This is a genomic window from Olivibacter ginsenosidimutans (assembly GCF_039542865.1).
Classification (GTDB): Bacteria; Bacteroidota; Bacteroidia; order Sphingobacteriales; family Sphingobacteriaceae; genus Olivibacter; species Olivibacter ginsenosidimutans.
In genome coordinates, this window is record NZ_BAABIQ010000029.1 from 29,755 (window position 1) to 41,967 (window position 12,213).

Annotated in this window: 12 protein-coding genes; 9 read left to right on the forward strand and 3 right to left on the reverse strand. The window is 39.8% G+C overall.

Annotated features, from left to right (window positions below):
• The first annotated feature begins 152 nt into the window (after nucleotides 1–152).
• The 7 genes from ABD930_RS09670 to ABD930_RS09700 all read left to right on the forward strand — a co-directional run bounded on the left by ABD930_RS09670 (nucleotide 153) and on the right by ABD930_RS09700 (nucleotide 7,717).
• A complete protein-coding gene (locus ABD930_RS09670; protein ID WP_345231507.1) occupies nucleotides 153–1,577 on the forward strand; it encodes a glycogen synthase in 1,425 nt (474 codons plus the stop codon).
• A 5-nt stretch (nucleotides 1,578–1,582) separates the two neighbouring features.
• Nucleotides 1,583–2,884: a glucose-1-phosphate adenylyltransferase gene (locus tag ABD930_RS09675; RefSeq protein ID WP_345231508.1), complete on the forward strand. Its 1,302-nt coding sequence runs from the start codon at nucleotides 1,583–1,585 to the stop codon at nucleotides 2,882–2,884.
• Between the two features lie 322 nt (nucleotides 2,885–3,206).
• A complete protein-coding gene (locus tag ABD930_RS09680) occupies nucleotides 3,207–4,472 on the forward strand; it encodes a dihydroorotase (RefSeq protein WP_345231509.1) in 1,266 nt (421 codons plus the stop codon).
• Nucleotides 4,473–4,482: 10 nt separating this feature from the next.
• Nucleotides 4,483–5,157: a hypothetical protein gene (locus ABD930_RS09685; protein WP_345231510.1), complete on the forward strand. Its 675-nt coding sequence runs from the start codon at nucleotides 4,483–4,485 to the stop codon at nucleotides 5,155–5,157.
• Nucleotides 5,154–5,738 carry a DUF4199 domain-containing protein gene (locus ABD930_RS09690; protein ID WP_345231511.1) on the forward strand — a complete coding sequence of 195 codons (585 nt, stop codon included), beginning with the start codon at nucleotides 5,154–5,156 and terminating at the stop codon, nucleotides 5,736–5,738. Before ABD930_RS09685 ends, ABD930_RS09690 begins: the two co-directional genes overlap by 4 nt.
• 37 nt (nucleotides 5,739–5,775) lie before the next feature.
• The gene (locus ABD930_RS09695) at nucleotides 5,776–6,723 is read left to right on the forward strand and encodes a glycosyltransferase family 2 protein (protein WP_345231512.1); all 948 of its coding nucleotides are present in this window, start codon (nucleotides 5,776–5,778) and stop codon (nucleotides 6,721–6,723) included.
• Between the two features lie 10 nt (nucleotides 6,724–6,733).
• Nucleotides 6,734–7,717: a glycosyltransferase family 2 protein gene (locus ABD930_RS09700; protein WP_345231518.1), complete on the forward strand. Its 984-nt coding sequence runs from the start codon at nucleotides 6,734–6,736 to the stop codon at nucleotides 7,715–7,717.
• A gap of 57 nt (nucleotides 7,718–7,774) precedes the next feature.
• On the opposite strand, the gene ABD930_RS09705 is transcribed toward ABD930_RS09700, so the two are convergent.
• A complete protein-coding gene (locus tag ABD930_RS09705) occupies nucleotides 7,775–8,131 on the reverse strand; it encodes a response regulator (RefSeq protein WP_345231513.1) in 357 nt (118 codons plus the stop codon).
• Nucleotides 8,106–9,668 (reverse strand): sensor histidine kinase, encoded by a 1,563-nt coding sequence (locus ABD930_RS09710; protein WP_345231514.1) that lies wholly within the window; start codon nucleotides 9,666–9,668, stop codon nucleotides 8,106–8,108. The genes ABD930_RS09705 and ABD930_RS09710 overlap by 26 nt, the downstream gene beginning before the upstream one ends.
• A 342-nt stretch (nucleotides 9,669–10,010) precedes the next feature.
• Here ABD930_RS09710 and ABD930_RS09715 point away from each other — a divergent pair, with 342 nt between their 5' ends.
• Together ABD930_RS09715 and ABD930_RS09720 are read left to right on the forward strand one after the other, a co-directional pair.
• A complete protein-coding gene (locus ABD930_RS09715; RefSeq protein WP_345231515.1) occupies nucleotides 10,011–10,388 on the forward strand; it encodes a response regulator transcription factor in 378 nt (125 codons plus the stop codon).
• 81 nt (nucleotides 10,389–10,469) lie between these two features.
• Nucleotides 10,470–10,667 (forward strand): YwbE family protein, encoded by a 198-nt coding sequence (locus tag ABD930_RS09720; protein ID WP_345231516.1) that lies wholly within the window; start codon nucleotides 10,470–10,472, stop codon nucleotides 10,665–10,667.
• 6 nt (nucleotides 10,668–10,673) lie between these two features.
• On the opposite strand, the gene ABD930_RS09725 is transcribed toward ABD930_RS09720, so the two are convergent.
• Nucleotides 10,674–11,831 (reverse strand): hypothetical protein, encoded by a 1,158-nt coding sequence (locus ABD930_RS09725; protein WP_345231517.1) that lies wholly within the window; start codon nucleotides 11,829–11,831, stop codon nucleotides 10,674–10,676.
• Nucleotides 11,832–12,213 lie beyond the last annotated feature (382 nt).

The following is a 12,213-nucleotide window of genomic DNA, read 5'->3' on the forward strand; positions in this document are numbered from 1 at the left end:
CGCTAGCTAGGCTTCAGGGTAATTCGTTCATAGGGCTAAAATGCAGCCTCCAAAGTTTTTGGTTGGTACAGGCTAAGTAAAGGTAGCACCTTTGAAAAAAACGTTGAAGCTGTGAGTTTTTTGTTACTTTTTTCACCGGAAAAAAGTAAAATATGCATGTTATCCATTTTGCCGCAGAATGTTATCCAGTCGCTAAAGTAGGAGGCTTAGCTGACGTATTGGGAGCTTTACCTAAATATCAGCAAAAAGCTGGTCAGCGAACATCCGTTGTGCTACCGTTTTATAACAAACCATTCGTGCAGGAACATCGTTTCGTACCACTATATGAAGGTATGATTCAACAAGGGGATAAAACCTATCCTTACACCATACTAAAAGAAGATGGGGATAGTTTGGGCTTTGAACTGTTATTGGTCCAGATCCCTCAACTGTTAGATCGCGCGGAAATATATGGCTATGCCGATGAAAGCGAACAGTTTCTGGCCTATCAGCATGCTGCTCTAGACTGGTTATGTGCCTGCCAGATTCGTCCAGACATTATCCATTGCCACGACCATCATGCCGGGTTGATTCCGTTTTACATGGAGTATGTACCGCAATTCCAATTTCTAAAAGGTATCCCTACGGTTGCAACGGTACATAATGGACAATATCAAGGATGGATGCATTGGCATATGGCTTCCTTCATGCCTTCATTTGATACTTGGCGTTGGGGCTTATTAGATTGGGACGGCTTGATTAACCCCTTAGCCGCATTAATTAAATGCTGTTGGGCATATACGGCAGTATCAGAAGGGTATTTGCACGAATTATATAGCAAAGCCAATGGCTTAGAAAGCCTTTTTTATGCCGAGCAGGCAAAATCATATGGCATTGTGAATGGCATTGACAAAGACGTATGGAATCCGACTACGGATCCTATGTTGAGTAGTTCCTTTAATTTGGTTAATGTCAACAAGGGCAAACAAGCTAATAAAACTGCTTTATGCCAGCAGTTCCAACTTCCTGACAACTTACCTCTATTCGTCTTCATTGGTAGGTTTGCGTTAGAGAAAGGCGCTGATTTATTACCTGACGCCATTCGACATATGCTGCAACAACACCCTGGACAGGTTAATTTTGTGGTGCTGGGGTCTGGCGATGCAATAGTAGAACAGTCATTACAGGCGATTTCTATAGATTTCCCACAACATTTTGGCCTATATATTGGTTATAATGAAACGTTAGCTCATCAAATCTATGCGGCAGCCGACTATCTGTTAATGCCTTCAAGAGTTGAACCCTGTGGTTTAAATCAATTATATGCCATGCGATATGGTACGATACCCGTGGTTCATGCTACTGGCGGATTAAAAGACACGGTAAAAGATTTAGCTACCGCTGACGGTTATGGAATGCTATTTACTGACGCAACAGTGGATGCTACCATTGAAGCGTTGGAACGTGCGTGGATACATTGGCAGGAAACAACAGCCAAAATGAAAACACAATTACGTAAGCAATTAATGAAACTTGATTTTTCCTGGGAAAAATCAACAACAAAATACAATACATTATATAAACAACTAACGAATTAATGCTTATGACTCCTAAAGTAATTTCCATTGTGCTAGGGGGCGGACGGGGATCGCGATTGGCACCATTAACAGATAAACGCTCTAAACCAGCAGTACCCATTGCCGGTAAATACCGTTTAGTGGATATTCCCATATCCAATTGTTTGAATTCTGGCTTTAACCGGATTTTTGTATTGACGCAATATAACTCCGCGTCCTTGAATACCCATATCAAGAATACCTATAACTTTAGTGTATTCAGTAAAGGATTTGTGGATATTTTGGCCGCCGAACAAACCATAGAAGGGGATAAATGGTTTCAAGGTACTGCGGATGCCGTTAGGCATTCGCTCCGGTATATGGTCAATCATGATTATGATTTTATATTGATCCTGTCTGGCGATCAATTATACCAGATCGATTTTCAGGAGATGATCGAATTCCATATCAGCAAAAAAGCAGAAATTACCATCGCCACTATACCGGTGAATGCAAAGGATGCGACATCGTTCGGTATTTTGAAATCGGATGAAGAAAGTAACATTACGTCTTTTATTGAAAAGCCTAAAACGGAATTGTTGGTTGATTGGAAATCGGAAGTTGCCGATGATATGAAAGCCGCAGGACGGGAATACTTGGCCTCTATGGGCATCTATGTATTTAGCAAAGGTGTGCTCAACGATTTGTTGACACAGAATCCCGGCTTGGATTTTGGAAAGGAACTGATACCTGACGCCATTGCCGATCAAGCAAAAGTAATCAGTTATCAATACGAAGGTTATTGGACGGATATTGGAAACATCGATTCCTTTTTCGAAGCGAATATCGGCTTAACCGATGAATTACCGGCATTTAATTTGTTTGATAAGCAAACTATTTTTACGCGTCCGCGTATGCTGCCTCCATCAAAAATTGCTGCCACTACACTAACAAACGCTATTATAGCCGATGGTTGTATCATAGCAGCAGAAGCAATTGAACGTTCTGTTATTGGTATCCGCTCTCGGATTGGCAAAGGAACGGTAGTGAAAAACACCTATATGATGGGGATTGATTATTACCAAAATTTGGAGGAATTGGTGGAAGCACAGCAGCACGCCGATCCTATCGTTGGCGTAGGCGAAAATTGTTATATTGATACCGCAATATTGGATAAAAATTGTGCTATAGGCAATCGTGTACAAATTCGCGGAGGGGTACACTTGCCCGATGGTGATTTTGAAACGCACACCATTAAAGACGGCATTATTGTCGTTAAAAAGGGAGCAATTATTCCGGATGGTACGGTCATTGGTAAGGAAGAAGAGCCTGTAACAAGTAAAAATTAAAAAAACGGAAAGCACAAAGCGGAAGAGTTATAAGTTCTAAGTACTAAGTTTTAAGTCTTATATAGCGGTTACAACGTATAACGTATAACTTACTGCTTATAGCCTATAGCTTACTGCTTATAGCCTATAACGTAAACATACCAATCCAAAAATAGTCGTTGTCATTAACGACTATTTTTGTACTTTTGTTTTTTAATGGAAGTTCAGGTATTCGTACTTCAATACACCCAAATAAGCATAACCTTTCCGGTTATTGCAGCTCAATTTTTTCAAATTTTCAATTTACCAGTCATTCCACCCATTTCAAACGCCTACCATTTGTATGGATAAAATATTGATAAAATCAGCAACATTAGTGTATCCAGGTCATGAAAAAAATGGCCAAACATTCGACATCCTTCTTGAAGATGGCGTTATTAAGGCTTACGGTGAACACGATAGTATTTCTGATGATGGGGTAGCGGTTATCGATGGAAGCAATCAATTTTTGGCACCTGGTTTCTTCGATCTAAATGCTAATTTTGGTGAACCAGGTCTAGAAACCAAAGAAACCATTCGCAGTGGCTGTGCTGCGGCAATGGCCGGTGGCTTTACCGGTGTAGCCATACAACCTAACACACAACCACCTTTGCACAGCAGGAGTGAGGTGAGCACCCTTATCAATGGGGCGAAAGAAGAGCTGGTATCGATTTACCCCATAGGCGCTATTAGTAAAGATCGTAGCGGAAATGACCTTGCAGAGCTTTATGATATGAAGTTAGCCGGGGCTGCTGCTTTTTCTAATGGCAATAAAAGTATTCAACAAGCGGGATTAATGAGTCGGGCGCTACTTTATTGTAAAGGTTTTGATGGTTTGGTGATGGCCTTTGCTGAGGACTATTCTATTTCTAATCAGGCACCGATGAATGAAGGCGAGGTAAGTACCTATTTAGGAATAAAAGGAAATCCTAATCTTGCTGAGGAAATCATGATTGCACGAGACTTGGCTTTGGCCGTGTACCATGGTGCACCAATCCATTTCAGTACGATTAGTACATCCGGAAGTGTAGCCTTAATTCGCGAAGCGAAACAAAAAGGAATACGTGTAACCTGTGATGTGAGCGCACATCATTTGGTTTTGACGGATGATCTGGTTAAGAGCTTTGATAGTCATTATAAGGTTAATCCTCCCTTAAGAACCCAAGCCGATATTGAAGCGTTGAAAACGGGACTTTTGGATGGTACTATAGACGCTATTGTGTCACAGCACACACCTCAAGAAGTAGAATATAAACGTGTCGAATTTGAAATCGCTAAAAACGGAATCATTGCCCTGCAAACCGTTTTACCGCTAGTGCTAAGGGCCGGTTTACCTTTGGTTACCCTGATAGAAAAATTGGCAATCAACCCAAGAAAAATCTTAAATATTCCGCTTCCTCGGCTAGATGTAGGCGAAATGGCAAATTTAGTGTTGTTTAATCCGGAGGAAAAGTGGATTTTTGATGCACAAACAAATAAATCAAAATCGGGCAATAGCCCTTTTTACCAAAGCGAATTAACGGGAAAGGTAACACTGGTAATCAATAAGCACAAACAGTATAAAGGCTAATTCAAATCCTATGGATATACGTATTGAAAAGGCATTAGCTGCTGCATTAGCAGCCTATGAAAAAGCACTGAAAAAAACCGATGATAGTTTTTCAGCGCAGCTGAAATCCGTTTTTAATAGCGAAGAAGGTTTCTTGCAGAAAGTTGATCAACTGGATGAGGTGCTTGATAACTATCCAGTATATGAAGATTTGCGGGAGGTGCTGTTTGATCTTTTATTGATGAATTTCTTCGCCGCGGATGTAGAACGTTTGGAAGAAGATTACCTCGAATCCGAAGAATGGGAATCCATTGAAGAGCAAACCATTGATCGGGGTACCGAACTACTTAACCTGTTGCTTTACCTTCGGGAATGTATCGACGAAAAGATTTCTCCCAGCTTGGAAGATTTCCTCAAAGAATTCTTATTGGTGGATGATGATGAATTTCAGGATGAATATCGTATCTATGAACCCATGCTAGCCAATCAGCTGTTGATTGATAGCGGTTATCGGGAAATTCAACAGGTAGCCGGAAAATTGGATCAAAACCAGGAATTGACCGAGCTTTTTTATCCGACAATGAGTTTTTTTTCCGAGATGCAGCCTTCTTCAGCACAATTTGAGGCATATATAGAGGCTAGCCAAAATAAGGCCTTTGATGCAGCGATTTATGCGATGCTTGTTACTTATAATGAAGATAAATGATGGAAGATAAAAAATTACTTAGAGAAGGGGCTAAGCTAGGAGTCTCTTTAGGCATTTTAATGATTGTATTGACAATCCTACCGATGTATTACTATGCCTCCAGTTCCTCTTTTTGGATGGTAATCATTGGTCCGATGATTACCGGTTTCTTGATTCCGCTAATCATTTCCGTCATATTTACGTTTAATTTACGCAAGCGCATTGGTGGATTCTGGACTTTCCGGCAGGCCGTCAGCGGTATTTTTGCTATGTTTTTAGTCGCCGTAGTGCTGTCTTCCATTGCTGGCTTTGTCTATGAAAAATATGTAGCTCCAGATATGCGCGAGCACTATATGCGAAATATTGAAAACAATACCATTACCTACTTGGAAAATGCCGGAGTAGATGCTGAACAGATTGATGCTCAGGTAGAAAAGATTGATCAGGAGATCGAAAAAGCAGGCGATGCCGGTATTGTTGATACATTTCGTGGGTTACTCATTTCCGTCCTCGTTGTTTTTGTTATCGCCTTAATTTTTGGGGCTCTTTTCAAAAAGGAAAAACCTATTTTTAATGTAATCGACAGTGATCCGACGGTTTAGTGTGGGATGAAAGCTTTATCTAATCGTTAAACGAGAAATGGATATCTCTATTATTGTACCTTTATATAATGAAGTTGAATCGTTACCCGAACTCCTAGCATGGATTAGGCGGGTAGCACAAGAACATCGCCTGAGTTATGAAGTGGTTATGGTAGATGATGGAAGCACAGACGGCTCTTGGGAGCTGCTGGAAACACTAAAGGCAAGTTACCCAGAGATATATGCGATCAAATTTCGTCGAAATTATGGCAAATCTGCAGCATTAAATGTGGGCTTTGCCGCATCCTCAGGTGACGTCGTGATTACCATGGACGCCGATTTGCAAGACAGTCCGGATGAGATTCCTGAGCTCTATAGACGAATAAAGGAAGAAAAACTTGATCTGATCTCTGGGTATAAGCAGAAACGCCACGATCCACTCAGTAAAACACTACCCACCAAATTGTTCAATGCGGTAACCCGTAAGATGTCTCATATACCTTTGCACGATTTTAATTGTGGATTAAAAGCGTACCGAAAAGAGGTGGTCAAGACGATTGAAGTTTATGGCGAGATGCATCGCTATATCCCCGTACTGGCCAAATGGGCCGGTTTCACTAAGATCGGAGAGCAAGTGGTTAAACATTATCCAAGGAAATACGGGCATACCAAATTCGGTTTCAGTCGCTTTGTCAATGGCTTTTTAGATTTGCTATCCATCTTCTTTGTAGGTAAATTCAGTAAACGGCCGATGCATTTCTTTGGTACTATGGGCGTGTTGAGTTTTTTTACCGGTTTCGTTTTGACCATCTGGTTGATCGCCGACAAGCTTGTCAGCATTGCCAAAGGCACACACTACCGCAACGTAACCGATCAGCCCTTGTTCTATATCGCCTTAGTAGCGATCATCGTAGGTACGCAGCTGTTTTTAACTGGTTTTATTGCCGAGCTGGTATCCCGAAGTGCACACGATAAAAATAACTATCAAATCGAAAAGGTGATTTAACATGCCTCCTTTGTTTTTTTCGATCATCATTCCGCTGTATAACCGACCACAGGAGATCGATGAACTCTTATTTACCCTCGTTCAACAAGATTATTCGCCTTTTGAGGTGTTGATTATTGAAGATGGTTCAATTAATGATGCGAAAGCGATCGTTGATCGTTACCGCGACCGATTGGATCTGCATTATTTTTTTAAACCCAATGAAGGGCAAGGGTTTAGTCGAAATTTCGGTTTTGAACGCGCTAAAGGTGATTATTTTATTGTTTTCGATTCTGATTGTTTAATTCCGGCAAATTACTTGCATACGGTAAATGCATCCCTCAGCACGCATTGGTTAGATGCGTATGGCGGTCCAGATGCGGCACATGCGTCTTTTACCCCTGTACAGAAGGCCATCAGTTATGCCATGACATCACCCTTTACGACGGGGGGGATCAGGGGAAATAAAAAACATATGGGCCAATTTCATCCCCGCAGTTTTAATATGGGTGTTTCCAGAAAAGCTTGGGAAACGGTGGGTGGGTATAAACTAACTCGTCTAGGTGAAGATATCGAATATAGCATCCGCATTCACCATGCCGGTTTCAAAATCGGCTTGATTCCGGAAGCATTGGTATACCATAAACGGAGAACCGATTTCATACAGTTCTATAAACAATTGCATTTTTTTGGACGGGCTAGAATTAATATTTATAAACATTTTCCGTCCGAATTGAAGCTTGTCCACTTTTTCCCTGCAGCGTTTACTTTATTCGTTGGTTTGACCGTGTTGCTTAATCTCTTGGGTTTATTCGGTTTGAAGTTCATGCCGTTTATCACCGGTGGATGTAACCTCTTGTTGGGAACCTACATGCTGTTGCTGTTTTTTCATGGCTGGCTGCAAACCCGATCCATAAAGGTAGCTTTACTGGGTCTTGTCGCTGCATTTATACAACTTATTGCTTATGGTTTAGGTTTCATGCAGGACGGGATAAAGAGTATAAAGCGAAATTAAAGTAGCAGTTGCAGTGGCAGTTGCAGCAACCAACAACGAATCACCAACAACTGCTAACTATCCCAAAGCCATAATCTTATCGTTTAAGTCTTCAATACTAAAAGGTTTTGCAATATAATCGTTTGCGCCCGCTTCGGAAGCGATGCGTTTACTTTCCCTACTGGCTGAGAACATAATGACAGGTAGGTGGGAGGTTTCTTGATTTCTTCGCAAGATGCGTACAATTTCGTCTCCCATCATTTGAGGCATCCAAATATCAATTAACAGCAAATCTGGCTTTTCAAGTGCTATCCTTGGCAGCAATAAAGTACTATTTGGTTCCAACAACACTTGATAGCCGTAACTCTCCAGCAATAGACCGGTAATATCCAAAATACCTTCATCATCATCACATATCATAATTTTCTTTATCATGGTTGTTGCGTTTTAGTGGTAGAGTGAAACTAAAGGTTGCGCCTTCTCCGATACTGCTTTCCACCCAAAGTGTCCCTCCGTGCTTCTTAATAATCTGGTTACTTACATATAAACCGATTCCTATTCCCGGATACTGCTTTTGTATGTCATCTACGCGATAAAAAGTTTCGAATATTTTCTTTTGATACTGAAAATCGACCCCCAATCCATAATCAGTAATCGCTACTTTAATAAAATCGCTTAATCTAGAAAGGTAAATATGAATTGTACTCCCTTTAGGTGAAAATTTGATTGCATTTTTGAGCAGATGTAAAAGTACCTGTTCTAGACGAAGCTGATCGCCAAGGTAATAGTTACTAGCAAAGCCATTAATGCTCAAGGTGTATTCCGGATAGGTTTTCTTTAACGTATCTGCAACATGTTTAATCATCGCGTCTAGATCAAAGGCTTGTCTGGTCAACTCAATTTCTCCTGTTTTTATTCGCGATGCATCTAATAAGTCTGTTATGAGATTTTCCAGCCTATCTACATAGGTTTTTGTTTTATTTAAGGTCTCCTTTAAACGGATGTCTGTTTCAGGATGCAACATGCGTTGTACCAATTGCAGGCTAGCCGTAATAGTAGTTAATGGTGTTTTTAGCTCATGACTGGCTACGCTTAAAAAATCATCTTTTCGTCGCTCTACTTCGCGAAGCTCTGTAATATCGTTAATGGTTAATATTAAGCTGTACCTGCCTTGATGTTTGTAGAAATTTGCGCTAAAACGAAGTATTTTATTGCCAATACGCGTAGGAACATCTTCTATAAGGTAGTTCTGTATATTTTTCTTTTTGGTTGTCAGATGATCCATTAAACTCCGAAGCCCCATAACGTCCCAACGTCCGTTGTCGACCTCAAAGAAGTTACGGTGTAAAATTTCATCTTCTGCAATATGAAAGGTGTTCAAAAATGCTGTATTAACTTTGGTAACCGTCAAGTTTTCGGCTAAGATCAATACACTATCGTTGAGCGTTTCCATTAACTTGGTGAGAAAATTCTCATCCTCCGTCAGTGAGCTTTGTTGCTCAGCCAACTGCTTCTCCACTTTAAGTTTTTCAATACGTAATTGCTGGTCGGCCAGTTTCTGCCGGGTAACATCATTTTGTACGCCTACATAATGAACTACTTTTCCTTTTTTATCTTTTATTGGACTTAGATGCAGTTCGTTCCAAAATAAGGTGCCATCTTTTTTGTAATTGCGTATTTCCAGTGTGCAATTCCTTCCAGCCGATAGCGCCTCCCTAATACGAGTGCGTTGGTCTTGGTTATCGTCGTTGCCTTGTAAAAAACGGCAGTTATGACCGATAACTTCATTACGTGAATAGCCGGATAATGTTTCAAAAGCTTTATTGCAATACACAATAGGATAATCAGGTTGTAAACAATCGGTGATGACTACGCCAGCTTTAGTTGCATTTAATGCTGTGAGTAGTGCCGTTAACTCGTCATTATGAGTACGCGTCGAGAAAGAAAACTTATTGTCGTCAATTTGCCTCATATAACCGTTTTATTGTCTATCTATGTCCTGCGAGAAAAGGTGAGTACCTTGTCTAATAAAATGGTCATTCACCAGCCATTTTTATCTATTTATATCTATACAAACTTCAAACCAAAATGTAACATTAGGTTAACAAACAACAAAAAATAAAAGGAGTTTAAGAAAATAAAAAAAAGTGGGATAAATTTTTCCTTAGAAATCAGTTATTTAAAAAGTGGACGATGATGCATTTGTCATCCTTAAGCAAAAATGGTCGTACATTTGTTAAGAAGAGATACGTATATAAAAATAGTACCGTTATACATACATAAATGAGCTAGGTAAAACGAGAAACAACTAATAATGAAAAATATTCTTTGTATTGATGACGATGCCGATTTTGCTACAATGATAGCAGATGTTCTCCAATCAGAAGGTTACCATGTTAAAATAGACACCGGTAAAAACATGCACAATATTTTGAAAACAGATCATTATGGCTTAGTACTTTTAGACGAAAGACTGATGTGGATGTGGGGAAGCGATCTGTGTTTAGAATTGAAGCAAGATCCAAGTACGAAACACATTCCGGTTGCCTTGGTTTCTGCAGCTGATGATTTGGCAAAAATCAAAGAACGCTGTGGCGCAGAAGCCTATCTTAAAAAACCCTTTGAATTGGGTTCTTTCCTTTCTTTGGTGAATCAACTTTACCTTTATAGTAATGAAGATGTGAGTTGTTAGTTATCAGTTGCGAGTTGTAAACTATATAGGTACTTAAACCGTATAACTTTTTTACTTTTTACTTTTGAATTTTTACGTTAGATGAATGGACAGTATCGAAAAGATATCCATCCCGGATTAGAGGTAGGTATTATTTTAAAAAAAGATCAACGTTCCGGCCATATTACCTATGGTTATGTAAAAGATATTTTGACTTCAGCCAGCTTTCATTCCCGTGGAATTAAGGTACGCTTAACCGATGGGCAGATTGGAAGGGTCGCGGAAATTGCTGAAGAGTAATCCATACTATTTATCCCGAATAAAGGCCTGCTCCGTACTCCCTACCCATTTATATAAATATAGGGTACTTTGCTGTTGCCCATCTTTGGTCTTTTCATTATGCGAAATGTAAAACAATCCATCCCCTAAAGGGCACAGTCCTGTAGCACCCCATGGAAAATGCCATCCCCTTATGCCGGTTTTCGTATCTTGGGGTCCAGCTTGCAATAAAGATAGGGTTTTGGCTTTTATTTTATCGTTACCTAACGTTATTTGGCTTTCAATGGGTTTTTGATGTCCATCAATGACAAATAAGTCATAATTGGGAAATGATGCTTTAGTACCACGATATACGGCGGCAAACAAATTTCCGGAATTAGGGTCATAGGCCAAGTTTTGAATACCATAATTCGTACTGCCCGTTTTTATAAAATACTTTTCTAAAGGTTTTTTAGGTCCTGAATGATGCAGCTGGTCTTGGGATAAAGGCTTTGCATAGTTATTCCAATGGCTAATGTCATAGGTTAATAAAATTTGATAGTCATTGTCATTCCTGTCGGTATCGCCATATATACCATAGGCTACATATAAATATTTTTTATGCATAGCTGAACTTCCTATCGCAGGAGCAAAAGCAACGCCATCTATTCCGGAACACGCAAATCGATGTGGCCTTACAGTATCACCTACCTGCACCTCTGCTTCGTAATCGCTTACGACTTCGGGTAAATAAACGGTACGTAACAAGTCTTCTGTCTCCGCATTCATGTCGGGACGCGTAATTCGGGAACCATCGAATATAGCAATGTAAAAACCTGTTTCATGGGTATCCTGCATCCCTAATGCTTTTTTGATACCGTTGCCTATGGCATCATTTTTATATTCCAGTGAACCATATATTTTACCATCATCGGTATTAAAATCTAAGTCGCCCAGATGCCCTACAAAGCCGGTTACGCTTCCGATCAATTTCCCCGAAAGATCCATTTTGATCAGCTTATCCGTAAACGAAAAATAAACATATCCGTTTTTTTGATCTACAGCAACACCTTGTACATGAAATCCACCTTGTTTTCCAGAATAAATAGAATCGGGCCAGTTAGTGGGCCTATTCCTATTTTGAGATTGGGCATTCAACGTTAACAGTAGTATAGAAAAGATTGGTAATAAAAATAATTTTTTCATAATTAAATCCATAAAGATAAGGGTCAAAAGTAAGGAATATCTCCTAGTGTAACAGCCCCTTTTTATAATTTCGTGTAAGCTAGAGGCCATTTGGTGTAAAAATTTCGTTTCTTTAAATTTTCTTTTTTATCCTTGCACCAACTTAGTTGATGAAATAAGACAAACCTTTTTTTGGAAACACGTATTACCAATAGCTGCAGCGCTATAGTTGCCAAGATGCTTGTGTGTTATTTGAAAGTATCGTTTATAAGCATATGGTAAATGGAGAGGAGAAAATGTGGAATTGCAACTTAAAGTAGGAGACTTTTTTATGCTGCCAATCTATCTTTTTCTAGCAGCATCTCTTCAATCTGTTTGGGTGTCTTATAGCCCAGAGCAGAAT

Bases quoted from the DNA above. Each gene is read 5' to 3' on its own strand.
- ABD930_RS09710 (WP_345231514.1), bottom strand. From the start codon at position 9,668: ATGAGGCAAATTGACGACAATAAGTTTTCTTTCTCGACGCGTACTCAT.
- ABD930_RS09675 (WP_345231508.1), top strand. From the start codon at position 1,583: ATGACTCCTAAAGTAATTTCCATTGTGCTAGGGGGCGGACGGGGATCG.
- ABD930_RS09695 (WP_345231512.1), top strand. From the start codon at position 5,776: ATGGATATCTCTATTATTGTACCTTTATATAATGAAGTTGAATCGTTA.
- ABD930_RS09715 (WP_345231515.1), top strand. From the start codon at position 10,011: ATGAAAAATATTCTTTGTATTGATGACGATGCCGATTTTGCTACAATG.
- ABD930_RS09670 (WP_345231507.1), top strand. From the start codon at position 153: ATGCATGTTATCCATTTTGCCGCAGAATGTTATCCAGTCGCTAAAGTA.
- ABD930_RS09690 (WP_345231511.1), top strand. From the start codon at position 5,154: ATGATGGAAGATAAAAAATTACTTAGAGAAGGGGCTAAGCTAGGAGTC.
- ABD930_RS09725 (WP_345231517.1), bottom strand. From the start codon at position 11,831: ATGAAAAAATTATTTTTATTACCAATCTTTTCTATACTACTGTTAACG.
- ABD930_RS09685 (WP_345231510.1), top strand. From the start codon at position 4,483: ATGGATATACGTATTGAAAAGGCATTAGCTGCTGCATTAGCAGCCTAT.
- ABD930_RS09720 (WP_345231516.1), top strand. From the start codon at position 10,470: ATGAATGGACAGTATCGAAAAGATATCCATCCCGGATTAGAGGTAGGT.
- ABD930_RS09680 (WP_345231509.1), top strand. From the start codon at position 3,207: ATGGATAAAATATTGATAAAATCAGCAACATTAGTGTATCCAGGTCAT.
- ABD930_RS09705 (WP_345231513.1), bottom strand. From the start codon at position 8,131: ATGATAAAGAAAATTATGATATGTGATGATGATGAAGGTATTTTGGAT.